We start from the raw sequence: 18653 nt of genomic DNA, 5'->3' as shown, positions 1-18653 counted from the left end.
GCACAATGTCAGACCGTGGACGAGGATGGGCTCAAGCCCTCCGGCGAGGATAGCGACCGGCCGGCCGCGATTACCGCAGTGCTCTGCGCGGGCGTGACGCCGAGACCTCCGACATGGTTGCAGGTCGAGTTGCTCGCTGCGGCTCGACGCGCTGCGGACGCCGACCTGGCGGGGTTCGAGGGATGGTTGGCCGAGCAGCGCCGGCTGGGCGGGATACGAGAGAACGCAGCGGTGGTCGCCGCCATGGATACGGTGCTACGCGACCAGATCACACCTGCCCACCGGTTGTCGACCGAAGCCGCTCTATCTGCGTGAGGACAGACTATTAGCCACGATCGCCCGACAGATGGGGGAGCAGCCCTCGACCCGGGACGATTCCGCCGTGGCTGCCTATCTGAGGCGGAACGATGTGTTGATCAGTTGTGACCGGAGCACGATGGTGCTGATCGGATGCCGAAAACAACGACCCCCACCCGATCTGCTCTCACCGTGAGCGATCCTGGTGGCGGGTTAACGTGTCCGAGCTCAACACGAACCATTTTCCAACCGCGGTCGATGCTCTCAGCGGATCTCGCCGTGGCATGAGATGCGGGCGCTTGCCACGAGGGCGCAAGCCGAGAAGGCGCGGCTGGGTTGGGCATGCGAGGTGTCACGAATGGCGTTGGCTGTCGACGGTGGCGCGTATCAGGATCGTGTGGTCGGAGAGGCTGTGGGGGAGTTCGGGTGGAATGCTTCGTCCAGGTACGGCTGCTGTTCTTCTGCGCGCTCACCACGGCATCCACCGCGCCGGCGCGAGAGTTACGGCTGTGATGAGGAACGCCGCCGCGCACAGGCTGCCGACCAGCCGCATGCGGGCGAGCATGAGCCGGTCCCAGTGGCGTGGGTCGTCGTGCCACGATCGGACCAGCGGCATCAGCGCGCGGCCCAGGCCGAACCCGAGCCCGGCGCCGATACCGACCGGCACGCCGGCGCCGACGAGAACGACGGTGGCCAGCAGTGCGTGCGGCAGCGCGGTCGGCATGAACGTTCGCACCCCGGTGCCCATCTCGAAGCCGAACTGCAGCGGCCCTGCCACGTTTGACTGCGGGATGATGGTCTGTGGAACCGCTCGACGGTTCTGCGGCAGCGGCAGCGGCCTCCCGGCCAGTTCGAAGGCCACCACGAGAGCGGTCAGCACGGCGAAGAGTGTCCATCTCGGCCCGGCCGGGACCAACGCCGCGATGCCGCCGAGAATGCCGGCGATGACCCCGCTGACTGTAGCGCCGGCGATCAGACCCGATATGAAGTATCTCAACTGTCCTCGCCAGACCGACGAGCTGACCAGATCGGCCGAGTTGAAGCTTCAAACCGAGCCGGAGATCGAGTAACCGGCGCAGACACCCAACAGGGTCCAGGCCAGAGCCGGCACCACCGGACGCGCCGGCGGCGCGGCGGAGACGGCCAGGAGCAGGCAGCCGCCCGCGGTTAGCAGGACACCGGCCGGGACGGCGGGATGGCCGAGCCGGTGCCTCGTCGCCGATCTCACAGCGGCCAGGAGCAGATGAAGTAGCCCGATCCGCCGCACCACTGCTGGAAGCCGTCGGCGCACCGGTACGTGCGTCCGTTGTGCACCCACCGCCACGCGTTGCGGTTGTGGCAGCGCGGCACGGGAGCGCTGGAGAAGCATGTGCCGCTGGTCCACAGGAACCAGCCGTCGCTGCCGCAGTATCCGGTGCCGTAGGGCGCCCCGGTACAGATGATGTTGTCGTAGTTGTAGCCGTCGCAGTCGGAGTGCTCGGTGCCGGTCGCGGCGCGCGCGGGACGCGTCCGGGATGGTGGTAGCCAACTCAGAGCGTTCAGTGCGAGGGCGCCGCCCAGGACGCCTGCGGTGCGCAACAACGAGCGGCGGTGCGCGCGCAGCCGCGTTTGGAGGCCCGTCCCGGTTCCCGGAACCGCCGAGCTCTCGACCTCGCTGACGGTCGGCACGGAGTCCCAGTAGTCCTCCACGGTTGCGGTCGTCATGACGTCCTCCTCGCAGTTGTCTCCATCGCGCCGATCGGGTCGGAGGTCGCGGCGCGCAGGTCGAGCAGCCGGCGCAGGTCCCCGACGGAGCCGACGACGCGCCGCCAGCTCTCGGTACCGTCGGCGCCGTACTTCAACAGTGTCGGCGTGACACCGACGCCGATGCGCCCGAGGAGCATGGGGTCCACCGCGACGGCAACGCCGGTGCCGTCGAACCACGTGGCGCAGGCGGGCTCCTCGGTGAGCGCCGCGAGGTGGCCGCCGGCATATTCCGTTGCCAGGTCGACGAACTCGCGTGACCGTTCGCGGCAGGCTGGGCAGCTCGCGCTGACGACCAGCACGTAGGTCGGCTGCTCGTCGCCGGAGGCGTACTCCGCAATGGTCATCGCCGGTGTGCCGGCGAGTGCCGGCCCACCGTGTGTCTGCAGGTCGATCACGGCCGCCTGGAGGTCACGGATCATCTTGAGCATCGCGGAGGTCGCGATCAGCAGGAGGACGACTCCCATCAGCGCGAGCACCGTCAACGAATACATGACGCTTGCCATGGCAGAACTCCCCGTCGTTACCTCATTAGGACAGCGTGAACTCGATCGACTCGATCAGCGCCGGGAACTCGCCGTCGGACGGATCGAACGGCATGAGGAACGTTGCGGTGGAGGAGTTGGCGAGAATCAACATCCGGCGGCGCTCGGTTCCGCCGCCGTACAGGTCGTCGCGCCAGAGCAGGCCACCCCGCACCGCCTTTCCACCGGCGCGCGGTACCTGCTCTGTCGCTTCCTCCAGCGGCTTGACGGTAACTGTGGCGACGTCGGGAATGGAGTTGGCGCCGAGTTCGTACGCCAACCGCACGCCCGATCCCAACCGGGGCAGGACGGTCATCCCGTCCCGGGAGTCCCGCAGCTCCAGGCTTCCCAGCATGCTGGGAAGCGTCTGCAACGGAACGTCTCGGCCGTGCACGAACGTGGACACCTCGTGGAAGTCGCTCTGCCACACGAGTGTCGTGCCACCGTGCTCCTCGTTCTCGATCGACACGAGGCGAGTTCGGCCCTGATTGGCCTCCCGGACCGTGGACTGCCTGGCGATCGGGCTGTTGAGCAGGATGGACTCCTGCCCGCCGCGCGCGCCACAGTGCAGGCGGAAGACGTTGTCTTTGATGTAGACAGAGAGAAGGAACAGCCAACGACCCATGAAGCCGTGCGGGTTTCCGGTGATTGTCAGGATCCGGCCGTCCGGCGTCATGGTGGACATATCAAGCCCCCGCATCTCGGCATTGATCGATCAGAATCTATCAATGACGGCGGTAGCGTGAACAGCGCCGAACGACCCTCTAGCGCTATCTGCGAGGCGAGTAAATTTGGCCAAGCTCGAGGTTTCGGAGCATAAGCGACATTCAGAGGAAGCTCATGACTGACGACGGCGAGATCCGCGTCCTCATGGACGGTCCGGACACCCCGCGTGCGCCCGGCGGCCGCGCGTGGCGCCGGCGCGGCGCGGCCCTGGCCGCCGTGCTGATGCTCGGCCTCCTCGCGGTCGTGGGCGTGGCCATCCGGGATCGGGGGAACCGTCAGGCCGCCACTCCGGAGCCCTCCGCCGTCGCGCCCACCGGCGCCGCTTCCTCGGCGCCCGCGCTGGCCGAACGCCGCACCGAACTGCCGCCACGCCTGGACCCGGACGCGACCACGACGAAACCGTTGAGCGGCAACCCGATCCAGCGCGCCCGGCTGCTCCTGCAACGGTACGCCGGCCTGAACCGCGAACAGCCCGTCTACGCGCTCGCCGAGGACAACGCGTGGCGTCGCATCGATGTCGCCCGCATCCTGCCGGTGACCGACCGGGACGGGAACCCGCAGCCGGCGCTCGACGTCGGATCGCTGTCCGCGGACGGCCGACGCGCGGCGTTCGCGCAACGCGACGAGGTTCTGATCGTGGACCTGGCGAGCGCCGGCGTGCGTCGGGTGCCCGTGCCGGGCTTCAACGAGAACGTGCTGTGGCTGGGCGACCGCGTCGTCGTGCACCAGGAGAATCGGACGTACCTGATCGCGGCGGACGGACAACCTGTCGAGGTGCCCGGTCCGGGACGCGATGTCGTCGTCACGGAAACGGGAACCGGCGCCGGGATGACCCGGCTGTCCATCGATGCGGAGCACCGACCGGTCCTGCGCCCGTCGACGGCGGCCGGACCCGGCGCCGACCGACGCGTCGACGGGGTCGGCAATCTGGTCACCTGGGAGAGTCCAGGTTGGCAGCGGGGGAGCGTGATCGCGCGGGCGGCGCTGGTGGCGACCGGCACCGTGGAGCGGCCCACCGCGCCGCCCACGTACCGGCTGGTGCTTGTCGACACCGCGTCCGCCACCGCCCACTTCGCGCCGGATGCCGGCACCGTGCCACTCGACGGCGCGCAGCTCCTCGGCTGGTATGACGCGAATACCCTGCTGTTGTGCGTCGAGATGCGACGCGTGGTGGTGTACGACCTCACCACCGGTGAACCGGCACAGGTCACCACGATCATCGGCGAACGAGCGTGGCTGTCGGTCGCCGACCGCCATTAACGGAGCCTGCTCGCCGGCGTTGGCGAGGCCGTTCACGCAGCCGGTGCCGCCGACGTCATCGACGGGCTCCCCGATGGGACACCGCTGGATAATCACGCGCCGGCGCGGAACTCGCCTCGCCCTCAGGAGGGGGCAGGGCCCTGGCCGAACGGGCGAGTTCGGAAGGCTGACGCCGGCCACTCGTCTCGGTGATTCGCACTTGGTGGCCCGGATCTGAGCGGTCACCCTGAAGGTGCGGGGCCTTGGATCGGGGTGAGCCGGTACGCGCGGGAGGCCGAGGGGCGCGAACCTGACTGGACGTGTGATCCGTGGCGGACCCGCTGACATCGAGATCGCCGACGAGCGCTGACATCGTCGGGGTACGAATGGTCAGTGCTGGCCGAGGGAGCCGTACCGGGCAAGCGCCGCCTCGAATCCCGGATGACGGGTGCGACCGTCGTGGTCGCGGGTGATGGCGACCCCATCGTGCGCACCGACGTACCCCTACCGGTGTGGCAGTGCCGGGGCGTGAACGAGGTGCCAACGGACTATCCGGGTGGCGCCGCTGGCGAAGCAGCCGCACGCGCCTTCTGGCGCGAAACCGTCAACGGGAACGCCGGCCCACCTTCCGTCGAGGTCGAGGGATCGGCGGTCGGTGGCTTCCACCCCGTTCATCCGGACCGCGCTTCCGTTGTGCACTTTCACAGGAGGCGCGGCCCGGCCGGTGGGGTGCCGCCGTGGCCCGAAGGCCGTAGCGGCACCCCGAGGAAAGCATTGCGCGTCCGCTATGACCGGGAGACCGGTGCAAGGCCGAGCGGCTGGCCGCCCGGGCCGTTCTGGTAGGTCAGCCAGGGCACCGACGGCACCCGGTCGGCTCCGGGCTTGCGGTAGTCGCAGACTCCGTGCGGGAATGCCTGCCGCAGCCTGGTCCACTGCTGCGCGGTGAAGGCGACGCTGTAGTCGCGCGGGTTGAGTGGTTTGAGCTGGCATTTGAGTACGTCGTTGGACAGCGGTGCACCGGCGGCCATTCGTGGGTCGCCGGCGAACGGGAACGTTGCCCGGCAGGTGTTGGGGTTGGTTTCCTTGGCGCCGTTGATGAAGCAGGCGTCGACCGCGTCGGCTGGTTTGTGTCGTTGGATCTTGACGCTGCGGGGTGCGTTGCTGTGATCGGCTTCGACGGCTGCCAGCCACCGGTCCATGAGCAGGAATGCCTGGTCGGCGATGGGAGCCGGCGGTGCGAGGCTGGGCCCGGGGAAGGTCCAGATGATCTGGTTGTTGGCGTGTCCGTTGGCGTTGCGTAGCCGTTCTCGCATGGCGTGGCTGTGGAAGGCGGTGTGGATGTCGTTGAGGTTGTTGTTGGCGCGCAGGTCGATGATGGCGACGTTGTCGAGTTGTCGGGCGTCCTGGGTGATGCTGCTGCGGTAGGCGGTTTGGACCGCGCCCGGGTCGGCGACGTTGCGGCGCGGCACGAAGTTGTGGTCGATGTCGACGCCGCCGACGTTTTCGTTGAGGTTGACGAACTGTTCCGGGGTGATTGTTCCTGCCTGCAACGCCCGCAGCCCGTATTGCACGCCGACGTTGTCGAAGGGCAGCTTGGCGAAGCCGAACCCGGCGGCCCGTTCGGCGGGGGTCCACAGCCGTTGGGGTCGCTGGCCGAATACCGCGACCAGGAAGTCCTGGTAGGTGCTGCGGCATCCGGCGGGGTTGGTGACCGGGTGGTAGAGCTGCGCCTGTTGTTCGGGGGTGAGTGGGGTGGGGAAGCAGGATTGCAGGAACGGCGGAAGCGGAACGCCGGGCGGTGGCTGGGTGAAGGCGGGGTCCTGGAAGTTGCCGAAGGACGAGTCCCAGGCTTCGCAGGCGGTCCGGTCGGTCGGGGCGACGGGCTCCGCGTTGCCCTGTGCGGCGGCCCGCTGCGCCGGGTCGGTCCACAGGGTGGGCGACACCGTGCTGAAGACCCGGCGCATGAGGTGACAGTCTTCGACCTCGACCAGGGCGCCGGACCACATGTCCTCGTAGCTGGCGTTCGGTTGGATGCCGTCGAGCAGGCCGGGGTATGCGTTGGCGATCTCGTGTTGTTGGATCGACCCGCCGGACAGTCCCTGCGCGAACGTGTACCGGATTTCGCCGTAGCGTTCGGTGATGTGTTCCTTGAGCATCATCACCGATTCCGCGGAGACGATCGAGTTGCAGTTGCCGCCGAGGACGTTCAACGATGAGGTCGCGACCATGAACCCGCGGGAGAGGGCCCGGTCGATCTGCACGTTCTGCGCGAGGCCCTGGGTGTGGTAGGTGTTGCAGTTGGCTCCGAACGGATAGAACAGCTTGTGGTTCCAGCCGTTCTGGGCGTCCCAGGCGGTCCATGGTCGGGTGGGGTCGAACAGGACAGCTATCCGGTAGATGCCGCGGTTCTGGGTTCCGGTTTCCTCCCGGAATACGTACGGGACGGTGGCTCCCTGGTCGGTGGTTGTCGTGGCGACGTCCGTCGGTGGTGCGGCCGGGTCGTAGCGGGCGAACTCGCCGCTGGTGCGCCGGTAGAAGAACTGGTGGCTGGGTGGGGCGTTGCATTGTGGGTCCTGCGCGGGCCCGAGGCCGTTGGTCTGTGTGGTGCAGACCCACGGTGCGACCTGCGGGCCGGAGAAGACCGGACCGCCGTTGGGGTGGTTGGTGATCGTGATCCGGGTTGTGTCGTTGCCCTGTCGCGTGCCGGCGATGGCGGCGATCAGGTGGCTCCGGCCGATCGGTAGTCGTTCCAGCAGGCCCAGGATGCGGCCGTTGGCGCGGCGTGCGAAGGCCTCGCTCACGTTTCGTTGGCCGTGGTCGGTGGCGAGTAGCACCCGAAGGCGTGACGCGTCGGCGCCGGGCGGTAGCTGCGCCTCGACGAGTGCGTTGCCGCCCGAGATCAGGTCGGCGCGGTTGGACAGCACCAACATTTGGAGCTTGCGGGAACTGCTGGCCGCCGGGCCGGGGGCGGCCGCGGCGACGGTGGGGGTGAGGGTGATGACCGCGCACGTCGCTGCGGCCATCAGGGCGGTGAGGGGGGACTTCATCCGTTTCTCCTCCTCGAAATTCGGTACCGTCCGGCGGGGGTCAGGACCAGTCGCGTTGGTCGTGGATGGTCGGGCCGTCCGGCAGGGTCTGCACGCAGACCACGTCGGCTGCCAATCGCAGGTGCGCGCGGATCAGGTCGTGCACCCGCTGCGACAGGTGTGGATCTGAGTCGGGGGTGGCGACGATTTCGCATCGCAGGTCGTCCCGGTGGTCGGTTCGGTCGATGACGAAGCGGTGTGCGGTCACGCCGGGTTCACCGGCGAGCGCCGCCGCTGCCTGTCTCGGGTGCAGGAATATGCCGCGTACCTTGATGGCTTCGCCGACCCGGCCGAGGACGCCGGCCAGCCGTAGCGAGCCGTCGGCGCCGAGGGTCCAGGCGGACAGGTCGCCCGTGCCGAAGCGTACGAGTGGTTGGTCCGGTCGTAGCAGGGTCACCACGACCTGCCCGATGGTGTCGTCGAAGTGGGGTTGCCCGGTGCCCAGGTCGCAGATCTGGATCAGGACGCCGGCTGGTAGGGCCAGCCCGGAACCGGGTGCGGTTTCGTAGCCGAGCAGGCCCGCCTCGGCGGTCCCGTATGCCTGGTGGACGGTGGGAACGTGCTCGGTCAGCCACGATCGCAACGAGTCGGGCAGAGGCTCGGCGGTGACCAGCGCATGGCGTACCGGGAACCGTAGGTCGATCGCGTCGGCGGTGTCCACCAGCGCTTTGAGATAGGAGGGCAGGCCGACATAGCCGCGGGCCTGGACCGCGACGGCGACCTGCACCTGTAGTTCCATGTTGCCGACCCCGGCCGGTACGACCGTGGCTCCGACGGCGAGGGCGGCTTCCTCGAACATCGCACCCGCGGGCGTCAGGTGGTAGCTGAAGCAGTTGAGCACGGTGTCGCCGGCCCCGATGCCGGCCGCCCGCAGCGCGGGTGCCCACCGCCACGGATCGGTACCCGCCACCTGTGGTTCGTACAGCGGGCCGGGTGAGGCGAAAACCTTGTGTACCAGCGCCTGTGGCGCGACGGCACCGCCGAACGGCGGGTTGGCGCGCTGCGCGGCGATCAGGTCGTCCTTGGTGAGAACCGGCACCCGGTTCAGGTCGGCCACCGACGTCACCGAAGCCACGTGGGCTTCGGCGATCCGCTCGGCCAACGCCGGCACGCGAGCGGTGGCCTGCTTGACTGCCGCGGCGACCGCTTCGTCCAGTCCGTGGGTGTAGGCGTGGATCCTGTCGGCCAGCACCGAAACCTCCTATAGCCAGCGCTTGCGGCGCTTGTAGTGCTTGACATCGCGGTAGCTGCGCCGTCCCCCGGCCTCGCCCAGGCCGAGGTAGAACTCCTTGACGTCGGGGTTGTCGGCGAGGTCGGCGGCGGTTCCGGCGAGGACGATCCGGCCGGATTCCATGACGTAGCCGCGGTGGGCGACCGCCAGGGCGCGTCGGGCGTTCTGCTCGACCAGCAGGGCGGTGAGCCCGAGGTCGGTGTTGAGCCGCCGGACGATGTCGAACATCTCGTCCACCAGCAGCGGGGCCAGGCCGAGCGACGGTTCGTCGAGCAGCAGCAGCCGCGGGTCGGACATGAGGGCCCGGCCGATGGCGAGCATCTGCTGCTCGCCGCCGGACAGGTAGCCGGCCACCCGCCCCCGCAGGCCGGCCAGCCGGGGCAGGAACCCGTACACCCGGTCGAAGTCCGCCGCGACGCCGCGGGTGTACGCACCGGCGACCAGATTCTCGTGCACCGTGAGGTGCTCGAACACCCGCCGGCCCTCCATCACCAGGGCGATGCCGCGGCGTACCCGCTCGGCCGGCTCGGCCCGGGTGATGTCGGCTCCGTCGAAGGTCACGGTGCCGTCGGTGACGGCGCCGTGTTCGGTCGGCAGCAGCCCGGTGATCGCCTTGAGCGTCGTCGACTTGCCCGCGCCGTTGGACCCGAGCAATGCGACCACTTCACCGCGTGGCACCACGAGCGACATACCGCGCAGCACGAGTATCACCTCGTCGTAGATGACCTCGACGTTGTCGACCGTCAGGAGCTTGTCCGTGCCGACCGCCGGTTCACGGTCGCTCATCGGCGTGCCCCGACCGCTCGTCACGCCTTCGGTGCCACGGCCGCGGTCACCTCGGTGAACTTGCCGCCCGAGACCCGGTAGACATTCGACGCGGTGGCGCCGCGGTGACTGTCGGCGGAGAACTTGATCGGAGCGATGACGCCGCCGGTGTCCACGGCGGGCATCGTCTCCAGCCCGGCGCGGATGTTCGGGCCGGTCAGGTCCTTGCCGTCGGCGAGGGTCTTCTCGATGCCCTTGACCATCGCGTGCATGGTGTACCAGCCCTGGACGAAGTGCAGTCCCTTGGCGTCGAGGTCGATGCCCTTGCTCTGGCAGTAGTCGCGGACGGCCTGGTGGCCGGGTTTGGTGATGCCGGGCGGCGCGAACGGCTGGACCATGAGGTGTCCCTCCGCGGCCGGACCGGCGATCTTGATGAACAGTTCGTCGGCACACCAGTTCAGGCAGACGATCTTCATGTCGAGCTTCTGGGCGGCGATGTCCTTGGCCACCACCGCGGCCGGACTGGACACGTTCTGGATCACCACGTACTTGGCGCCCTGCGCCTTGGCCTGCTGGAGAATACCGACGTGGTCGGTGGCGCCGGCCTTCATCGGATAGGCCTTGAAACCGAGCCGGTAGCCCTTGTCCTTGATCCACTTTTCGGCGTCGGCCAGCGGTGCGGTGCCGAACGGCGAGTCATGGTGGAGCACCGCCAGTTGAGCCGCCGGATCCTGGGCGGCGATGTGGTCGATGGCGACCCGCAACTGGTCGGAGTAGGTCGGCGCCACCACGAAGTTGTACGGCGACTGCTTCGGGTCGGTCAGGACCTCGGCGTAGGACGCCGACATGAACGGAAGCTCGTCGTCTTTGACCTTGCTCCGCAGCGCCTCGCTGTCGCCGGTGCCCCAGCCCTGGATGGCCACGGCGCCCTCGGCGACGAACTTCTTGTACTTCTCCTCGGCGGTGGGGACCTTGTACTGATAGTCCTCGCTGAGCGCCTTGATCTTGTGACCGTCGACCCCACCCTTGGCGTTGAGGTTGTCGACGTAGGCGAGCATGCCCTCGTTGTAGGGCTTGCCGACGTCTGCGGTGGCACCGGTCAGGTCGGCGATGACGCCGACGACGATGTCTTTCTTGTCGTCGTTGCCGCCGTCGTCGGCGGTGGGTCCGCCGCACCCGGCGAGCAGCACGGCGGCCACTGCGGCAAGCGTGAATGTGCGCATTGCGGCACTCCTTCGTGGGGGCTTGTGGTGGGGTCTAGTAGCGGAATGGCCAGAACCGCACGTAGTCCTTGGCCCGGCGCCAGATCCGATCCAGCCCGCGCGGCTCGAACAGCAGGAACAGAACGATGACCAGTCCGAATGCTGCCGCCTGCACGGCCGGCAGCTGGTCTGCGAGCAGGGGAACCCGGGTGCGCAGCGCGTCGGCGAGTTCGGCGAGCAATGGGGGCAGCAGCATGATGAAGGCCGCCCCGTAGACGGCGCCCGCGATGCTGCCGAGCCCGCCCACGATGATCATGGCGAGATACTGGATCGAGATGTCGATGGTGAACCGTTCCCAGGTGACGGTCTGGGTGTAGTGGGCGGTGAGGGCGCCGGCCAACCCGACGTAGCCGGACGACACGGCGAAGGCGAACAGTTTCGTCCGGGTCAGGTCGACGCCGATGGCCGAGGCCGCGATGTCGTGGTCGCGCACGGCCATGAACGAGCGGCCGAGCGCGGTGCGGAAGATGTTGCGGGCGGTGACGACGGCCAGCACCGCGAGGCCGACGATGATCCAGTACCAGACGAACTCGAAACTGGTCCGGGGCACCCGCCAACCGAAGATGGTCAACCGCTCGACGTCGAGGAAGCCCTGTCCGCCGGTGAGCCAACCCCACCGGCGGACCACGAAAATGATGATTTCCTGGCTGGCAATGGTCGCGATGGCCAGATAGAGGCCCTTGAGGCGTAGCGCCGGCAGGCCGAAGAATGCACCCACCGCCGCGGTCATTGCCACGGCGGCGAGCATGGCCAGCGGCACCGGCAGCCCGGCGCGCTGCGCCAGCAGCGCGGAGGTGAAGGCGCCGACGGCGAGGAACCCGCCCTGGCCGAGCGAGATCTGGCCGGTGAAGCCGACCAGGATGTTCAGGCCGACGGCGCCGATCGCGGCGATGCCGATGGTGTTGACGATGCCGAGCCAGTAGGGGTTGACCAGCCACGGCAACGTGAGCAGGCCGGCGACGACGAGCACCAGCCGCAGGCGCTCGGCAGAGGTGTGTCGAAGGCGCAGTTCGGAGGCGTAGCTGGTGTGGAACACGCCGGCGGCGGTGGCGGCCATGTCAGACCCTCTCGATGCGTGGCTGGCCGAACAGCCCGTACGGGCGCAGCAGCAGGATGAGCACCAGCACGACGTAGGGCACCACCTGTGAGGCGCCGGCCGACACGCCCTCGGCGTACTGACTGACCAGACCGATGACGGCGCCGCCGATGATGGTGCCCGGCACCGAGTCGAGCCCGCCGAGGATGACCACCGGGAACACGACAAGGCCGAAGCTGCCCAGGTTCTGGCTCAGCTCGGCGATGTCAGCCAGCAGAATGCCCGCGATCAGCGCGCTGACGGCGGCGAACGCCCACGCCAGAGCGAAGATCCTCCGCACCGAGATGCCCTGAACCAGGGCGGCCTGTTGGTCGTCGGCGACCGCCCGCATCGCGATGCCGTGCCGCGACCACCGGAAGAACACGGTGAACGCGGCGAGCACCACCACCGCGACCGCGACCGCGACAAGCCGGTCCAGCGGCACCGTGGCACCCGCGATGGTCACGGTCCCGGCCGGCAGTACCTTCGGCATCTCGCGTGGGGTGGTGCCGAAGAACATCGTCACCACGGCCTTGAGGACGGCGGCCAGGCCGATCGTCACCATGATCACCGCTATCGGGTCCTCACCGACCAGCGGCCGCAGGACCACGCGTTCGATCGCGACGCCGAGAACCACCGCCGCCGCCACACCGACGAGCACGGCGACGGCCAGGGGCAGCCGCAACAGGACGAACGCGGTGTAGAACAGGTACGCGCCGACGAGCAGCAACTCGCCCTGCGCGAAGTTGATGACGCTCGTCGCCTTGTAGATGAGCACGAAGCCGAGCGCGGCCAGCGCCAGCACCGCACCGTTGGCCAGACCGTAGACCGTCAACTGCACGAACTGACTCATGCTCGTCCACTCCAGACCGGGCGCCGCGGCTGGCCGGCAAGCTTCTCGATGTCGATGGGCCGGTGGATCGTCAGCGTGATGGCCCGTTCGGCGGCGCTGCCGTCCTGGTAGGCGACGGTGGTGTGCACGTCGACAGCGGGCTCGTCACCGTCGAGGGCGGCGATGACGTCCGCGTAGCGGGTCGCGATGACGTTGCGGCGGACCTTTCGGGTGCGGGTGATCTCGTCGTCGTCCGGGTCCAGTTGCTTGTGCAGCAGGACGAAGCGCCGGATCCGCATCGAGGCGGGCAGGTCGGCGTTGGCGCGGGCGATCTCGGCGGCCAGCAGGTCCGCGACGGGTGGCTGGGCGGCAAGATCGGTATAGGTGGTGTAGCCGATCCGGGTCCGCTCGGCCCAGGCCCCGACGGTGGCCGGGTCGAGGCACAGGATGGCGGTGATGCCGTGGCGGCCGAGGAACGCGACGGCCTCTTCGACATATGGCGAGAACTTCAGCTTGTTCTCGATGAAGGCGTTGGAGAACCGGCTGCCGTCGGCCGGGTGGTGGAGCACGTCGGCCTGCCGGTCGATCACGACGAGATGTCCGTCGTCGAGGTACCCGGCGTCCCCGGTGTGCAGCCAGCCGTCGGGATCGGTGGCGGCAGCGGTGGCCTGGGGGTCGTGCAGGTAGCCGCGGAACACGCTCGGCGAGCGCAGCAGGATCTCGCCGTCGTCGCTGATGCGTAGCTCGGTGCCCGGGATGGCGGCGCCCACGGTGTGGAACCGCAGGTCGCCGTCATGGTGGGCGACCGCGATGCCGCAGATCTCGGTCTGTCCGTAGATCTGCTTGAGATTGACACCGAGGGCATGGAAGAACCGGAACACGTCCGGCGACAGCGGTGCGCCGCCGGTGTAGCACCGGCTGATCCGGAGCAGGCCGAGCTGGTCACGCACCGGGCGTAACCCGACCGCGTCCGCGACCCGGTGGACGATGCGCAGTGGCACGCCCGGCACCCGACCCGCGGTGCGGTGGGCGGCCATCCGGTCGCCCACCTCGTAGGCCCAGCCGAAGACGTGGCGCTTGAGCCAGCCCGCCTCGTCGATGCGTACCTGGACCTCGGAGAGCATCGACTCCCAGATCCGGGGTGGACTGAACATCAGATCGGGGGCGATCTCCCGCAGGTCGGTGCGCTGGGTCGCGGCGTCCTCCGGGAACGACAGCGTCAGCCCGTGGCGCAACCCGCACGCGACGGCGAGCATCTGCTCACCGATCCACGCCAGCGGCAGGAATGAGACGTACCGGTAGCCGGGCAGCACCGGGTCGATCTCGGCGAGGTGCTCGGCCATCGCGATCAGATTGGCGTGCGACAGCTCAGCCAGCTTGGGACGCGCGGTGGTGCCCGAGGTGGTACAGATGATCGCCGTATCGTCCGGACCGACCATGGCGACGCGATCGTCGAGCCACGCCGGCTGGGCCTTCGCTTTCTCGGCGCCGACGGCTTCGATGTCGGTGAATCGCTCCAGATACGGCTGCGGGTAGCCGGCCAGGCCGCGCGGGTCGTAGTAGACGATCGTGGCGAGCTTCGGCAGTTGGTCTTTGAGCCGGATCAGCTTGTCGACCTGCTCCTGGTCCTCGGCCACCACGATCCGAACCTCGGCCAGGGAGAGCACATGCAGGATCTCCTCGCCGACACTGGTCGGATAAACCCCTACGACCGCGCCGCCCAGGCACTGTACGGCCAACTCCGTGATCAGCCACTCCGGGCGGTTGTCGCCGAGTACGGCGACCACGTCACCGCGGCCGATCCCGAGGCCGGCCAGGCCGTGGGCGAACTCGCGCACCCGCCGCGCGTACTGCGCCCAGGTCAGCGGCTGCCATACGCCATAACGCTTTTCCTGCATGGCGATGGCCTGCGGATGCTCCGCGGCCCGCGCGAAGAGCAGCCCGGCGAACGTACTCATCGGTCCGCTTCACCGAGGTAGGCGCTGATCACCGCGGGATCACTGCGGACCTGCGCCGGCGGACCGTCAGCGATCAGCCGGCCGAAGTCGAGCACGGTCACGGTATGGGAGATGTCCATGACCACGTCCATGTCGTGCTCGATGAGCACCACACTGACCCCGGCGAGCTCGTTGACGTCGAGCACGTACCGGGCCAGGGACTCCTTCTCCTCGGCGTTCATGCCCGCCATCGGCTCGTCGAGCAGGAGCACGGCCGGCTGCATGCACAGCGCCCGGCCCAGTTCCACCCGTTTCGCGTAGCCGTACGACAGGGCGCCAACAGGTTGGTGGCGCACCACCTGGAGTTCGAGCAGGTCGATGACCTCCTCGACCATCGCCCGGTGCTCGATCTCCTGGCGGCGGGCCGGACCGAACCAGACCAGCGCGGGCAGCAGGGCGTGACTCATCCGGTGGTGCCGACCGAGCATCAGATTTTCCAGCACCGTCAGGTGTTTGAAGAGCTCGATGTTCTGGAAGGAACGGGCCAGCCCCAGCCGGGCGATCTGATGTGGCCGACGCCCGACGAGGTCCACCTCGCCGTCGGCCCGGGAGAGCCTGATCGTCCCGCGCTGCGGCCGGTACAGCCCGGACACGCAGTTGAGCAGGCTGGATTTGCCGGCGCCGTTGGGCCCGATCACCGCGTGGATCTCGCCCTGACGCACGGTCAACGCGATGCCGTCCAGGGCTTGCACGCCGCCGAACCGCAGCCCGACGTCGGAAACGGTAAGGAGCGGCTGACCTGGCTCCAGCAAGCTGCCGTTGAGCGGGAACCGGTACTCGCGGGTGATCACGACGGCGCCCGCAAGCCCGGGTCTACGGTGAGCCGGTCTCTGCCGAAGAATTCCGTCGCCGCGACGTCGTGCTCGACCACCACATCAGCCATCTGCCGCCTCGATCCCTACGCCCGACAGCACGTTGCTGCGGACACTCGCAGCAGCAACACCGCGCCACCAGACCCGAACGGGGGTAACGATCAGCGGTCAGCGTGCTGTTGAGCGATGGACGGTGAGACGTATCAGGGCAGGAACCCGGCGCGCCGGGCGGCGACGACCGTTTCGGTCCGGGTGTGGGTGCCGAGCTTGCGCATGGCGTTGCGCAGATAGCTCTTGACCGTCTCGGGCAGCAGGCCCAGGCGGCGACCTACCTCCGCGTTCGGGCAACCGACCGCGACGAGTGCCAGCACGTCGAGCTCCCGGGGCGAGAGCGGGTTGGCGCGCGCGGGACGGTCGCCGGAGCGGGTCAGTTGTTCGCATACCACCTCGAGGCGCCGCCGGAGGGCAGAGTCGGCAACTTCCTGGGCGATCGAACGCAGCTCCGCGTGCGCCTCGCGGACTGCCTCCCACTCGGGCGCGGTGGGCGCTTCGCGGGCGGTCCGGATGATCGCGGCTGTATCAAGCTCGGCCAGTCGCCGCTCAACCTCGGCACGCATGGTCAACTCGACGCTGATCCGCATCGCGATCCGGCTCATCGCGTCCAATACGCGATCGCCCAGTGGCAAGGGCTCGCGGACTCCGCAGTACAGGACACCGGAGACGGACGCGCCGATGACCACCGGCACGGCCGCGATCGCCCGCAGACCCTCGGTGATGACCGGCTTGTCGTACTCGTGGCTGATCCGCGAGTCGGCGGCATAGTCGTCCACACTGCCCGGTCGAGCGGTGAGCAGTACGCGTCCGCCCAGTCCGTTGCCTGCGCGGATGAGCAAGCCGTGCAGCGCGTCGGTACGGGTTCCGGCGAACGCGGTGAGTCGCACGTCCCGGCCCGCGGACGGCATCGTGCCGCCAAACGTGACGGGGAGTCGAGTCGCTCGGCGCAACTCGGCAACGGCCGACCGCAACAGCACACCCTGCGACGACAGACCGGTCGCCGCAGGGTGTGTTACGGACATGTCAGCAGGATGTCACACGGCCCGCCATGCTGGACCACCCCTGAACGGGGGTAGTGGACTGCCACCGTCGTCTCGATGCTGCAGGGCATGGATGTCGCACCACCGTCCTACGCGTCCGGAGTCTCCGCGGTGCCGCTGCTGGGCGAGACGATCGGGGAGAACCTGGAACGTGCCGCGGCCAGGTACGCCGACCGCGAGGCGCTGGTCGATGTGGCCACCGGCCGGCGCTGGACGTACACCGAACTCGACACCGCCGCGAACGAGGTGGCCCTCGGAATGCTGGCGACGGGTATTGCCAAAGGCGACCGGGTCGGTATCTGGGCGCCCAACTGCGCCGAGTGGGTGCTGATCCAGTACGCCACCGCGAAGATCGGCGCGATCCTCGTCAACGTCAACCCCGCCTACCGCGCCCACGAACTGGGCTACGTCGTGCGCCAGTCCGGCATGCGCCTCCTGATCAGCGCGGTCGCCTACCGCGCCAGCGATTACCGGGCGATGCTGGCCGAGATCGGCTTCGAACAGACCGTCTTCATCGGCGAACCCGGCTGGGACGAACTGGTCGCGGCCGGCCGCCGCGCCGACCCCGCCCTGCTGCGCGAACGGACGACCATACTGACCTTCGACGACCCCATCAACATCCAGTACACCTCGGGCACCACCGGATTCCCCAAAGGCGCCACGCTGTCGCACCACAACATCCTCAACAACGGCGTCTTCGTCGCCGAAGGACTCCGCTACACCGAGGAGGACCGGGTGTGCCTGCCGGTGCCGCTGTACCACTGCTTCGGCATGGTCATGGGCAACCTGGCGGCGACCTCGCACGGCGCCTGCGTGGTCCTCCCAGCGCCCGGATTCGACCCCGAAGCCACCCTGGCCGCGGTACAGGCCGAACGCTGCACCTCCCTGTACGGCGTACCGACCATGTTCATCGCGGAGTTGGGCCACCCGAGGTTCGCCGAGTTCGACCTGTCCAGCCTGCGCACCGGGATCATGGCCGGGGCACCCTGCCCGGTCGAGGTGATGAAACGGGTGGTCGGCGAGATGCACATGCGTGACGTGGCGATCTGCTACGGCATGACCGAGACCTCCCCCGTGTCGACCATGACCCGCCATGACGACGGCCTCGCCCAGCGCACCGAGACGGTCGGCCGCGCTATGCCACACCTGGAAGTGAAGATCGTCGACCCTGGCACCGGCCAGGTGCTGCGCCGCGGCCAGCCGGGCGAGTTGTGCACCCGCGGCTACTCGGTGATGCTCGGCTACTGGAACGACCCGGACAAGACCGCTGAAGCGGTCGACCCGGCCCGGTGGATGCACACCGGCGACCTGGCGACCATGGACGCCGACGGCTATTTCAGCATTGTCGGCCGGATCAAGGACATGGTGATCCGGGGTGGCGAGAACATCTACCCGCGGGAGATCGAGGAGTTCCTTTACACCCACCCGGACATCGTCGACGCCCAGGTGATCGGCGTCCCCGATGCGAAGTACGGCGAAGAGTTGATGGCCTGGGTCGTGATGCGCCCAGGCTCGCCTCCGCTCACCAGCGAACAGCTCCGGCAGTTCTGCACGGACCGCTTGGCCCACTACAAGATCCCCAGGTATGTCCATGTGGTCGACGGGTTCCCGGTGACCGTCACCGGCAAGGTCCGCAAAGTCGAGATGCGCGAGCAGGCCGTCGAGCTGCTGGCTGCCACCGACGCGCAACCTGGCGGCCCCGGTTGCGACGACAACCCGGCCAACGACGAGAACGAGCCTGCACCGCAGGCGGCGATCACTGCCAAGTCATAGCCGGCCGGCGGCGGGTTGGCGTACAGCCCGAAATGGTCGACTGGCAGCGCGTGGGACGCCGGAAGGTGGTCGACACCGACATCACGGTTTCCCACGGATAACTCGGAACACGGCGGCGGCTGCGAAGCGTCCCCGGGAAACGGTGGCACCGCCATTGAGCGGACCGCCCGGCCCAGCCCGGCCCGGCAGGAGCCGGG

The 18653-nt window shown here is 68.5% G+C and carries 17 protein-coding genes; 3 read left to right on the top strand and 14 right to left on the bottom strand.

The window, feature by feature from the left end; all coding sequences use genetic code 11:
* Positions 1–15 precede the first annotated feature (15 nt).
* Positions 16–315, top strand: coding sequence for a hypothetical protein (locus tag Vau01_RS59605; protein ID WP_204012993.1), 300 nt, complete (start codon positions 16–18; stop codon positions 313–315).
* Between the two features lie 451 nt (positions 316–766).
* On the opposite strand, the gene Vau01_RS59600 is transcribed toward Vau01_RS59605, so the two are convergent.
* Genes Vau01_RS59600 through Vau01_RS59580 form a run of 5 tightly spaced genes read right to left on the bottom strand, consistent with a single transcriptional unit; the run spans position 767 to position 3264 of the window.
* Positions 767–1294 (bottom strand): hypothetical protein, encoded by a 528-nt coding sequence (locus Vau01_RS59600; RefSeq protein ID WP_204012991.1) that lies wholly within the window; start codon positions 1292–1294, stop codon positions 767–769.
* A gap of 48 nt (positions 1295–1342) precedes the next feature.
* Entirely contained in the window at positions 1343–1525 is a 183-nt protein-coding gene (locus tag Vau01_RS59595; protein ID WP_239153000.1) for a hypothetical protein, read from the bottom strand.
* A complete protein-coding gene (locus Vau01_RS59590; protein ID WP_204012988.1) occupies positions 1522–2001 on the bottom strand; it encodes a hypothetical protein in 480 nt (159 codons plus the stop codon). The genes Vau01_RS59595 and Vau01_RS59590 overlap by 4 nt, the downstream gene beginning before the upstream one ends.
* Positions 1998–2546, bottom strand: coding sequence for a TlpA family protein disulfide reductase (locus tag Vau01_RS59585; protein WP_204012986.1), 549 nt, complete (start codon positions 2544–2546; stop codon positions 1998–2000). Before Vau01_RS59585 ends, Vau01_RS59590 begins: the two co-directional genes overlap by 4 nt.
* Positions 2547–2571: 25 nt before the next feature.
* Positions 2572–3264 (bottom strand): hypothetical protein, encoded by a 693-nt coding sequence (locus tag Vau01_RS59580; protein WP_204012984.1) that lies wholly within the window; start codon positions 3262–3264, stop codon positions 2572–2574.
* A gap of 140 nt (positions 3265–3404) precedes the next feature.
* Here Vau01_RS59580 and Vau01_RS59575 point away from each other — a divergent pair, with 140 nt between their 5' ends.
* On the top strand, positions 3405–4550 hold the full coding sequence (locus tag Vau01_RS59575) for a hypothetical protein (protein WP_204012982.1): 1146 nt from the start codon (positions 3405–3407) through the stop codon (positions 4548–4550).
* A gap of 764 nt (positions 4551–5314) precedes the next feature.
* Here the strand turns inward: Vau01_RS59575 and Vau01_RS59570 are convergent.
* The 9 genes from Vau01_RS59570 to Vau01_RS59530 form a co-directional block, all read right to left on the bottom strand.
* Positions 5315–7576 (bottom strand): DUF6351 family protein, encoded by a 2262-nt coding sequence (locus Vau01_RS59570; protein ID WP_204012979.1) that lies wholly within the window; start codon positions 7574–7576, stop codon positions 5315–5317.
* A 40-nt stretch (positions 7577–7616) separates the two neighbouring features.
* On the bottom strand, positions 7617–8807 hold the full coding sequence (locus tag Vau01_RS59565; RefSeq protein WP_204012977.1) for a phenylacetate--CoA ligase family protein: 1191 nt from the start codon (positions 8805–8807) through the stop codon (positions 7617–7619).
* Between the two features lie 9 nt (positions 8808–8816).
* Complete coding sequence (locus tag Vau01_RS59560; RefSeq protein WP_204012974.1) at positions 8817–9632, bottom strand: ABC transporter ATP-binding protein; 816 nt, start codon at positions 9630–9632, stop codon at positions 8817–8819.
* Positions 9633–9652: 20 nt separating this feature from the next.
* Entirely contained in the window at positions 9653–10834 is a 1182-nt protein-coding gene (locus Vau01_RS59555; protein WP_204012972.1) for an ABC transporter substrate-binding protein, read from the bottom strand.
* A 34-nt stretch (positions 10835–10868) separates the two neighbouring features.
* Positions 10869–11930, bottom strand: coding sequence for a branched-chain amino acid ABC transporter permease (locus Vau01_RS59550; RefSeq protein ID WP_204012970.1), 1062 nt, complete (start codon positions 11928–11930; stop codon positions 10869–10871).
* Between the two features lies 1 nt (position 11931).
* The gene (locus Vau01_RS59545; protein ID WP_204012968.1) at positions 11932–12801 is read right to left on the bottom strand and encodes a branched-chain amino acid ABC transporter permease; all 870 of its coding nucleotides are present in this window, start codon (positions 12799–12801) and stop codon (positions 11932–11934) included.
* Entirely contained in the window at positions 12798–14738 is a 1941-nt protein-coding gene (locus Vau01_RS59540; RefSeq protein ID WP_204012966.1) for an AMP-binding protein, read from the bottom strand. The genes Vau01_RS59545 and Vau01_RS59540 overlap by 4 nt, the downstream gene beginning before the upstream one ends.
* Entirely contained in the window at positions 14735–15568 is an 834-nt protein-coding gene (locus Vau01_RS59535) for an ABC transporter ATP-binding protein (protein WP_239152998.1), read from the bottom strand. The genes Vau01_RS59540 and Vau01_RS59535 overlap by 4 nt, the downstream gene beginning before the upstream one ends.
* 224 nt (positions 15569–15792) lie before the next feature.
* A complete protein-coding gene (locus Vau01_RS59530; RefSeq protein ID WP_204012964.1) occupies positions 15793–16665 on the bottom strand; it encodes a helix-turn-helix transcriptional regulator in 873 nt (290 codons plus the stop codon).
* An 87-nt stretch (positions 16666–16752) separates the two neighbouring features.
* On the opposite strand from Vau01_RS59530, the gene Vau01_RS59525 reads away from it, so the two are divergent.
* On the top strand, positions 16753–18456 hold the full coding sequence (locus tag Vau01_RS59525) for an AMP-binding protein (protein ID WP_204012952.1): 1704 nt from the start codon (positions 16753–16755) through the stop codon (positions 18454–18456).
* The last annotated feature ends 197 nt before the right edge of the window (positions 18457–18653 follow it).

The organism is Virgisporangium aurantiacum, assembly GCF_016863635.1.
Lineage (GTDB): Bacteria > Actinomycetota > Actinomycetes > Mycobacteriales > Micromonosporaceae > Virgisporangium > Virgisporangium aurantiacum.
The sequence above is the reverse complement of the archived record's forward strand: the minus strand, read 5'-3'. Positions and strand labels throughout refer to the sequence as shown.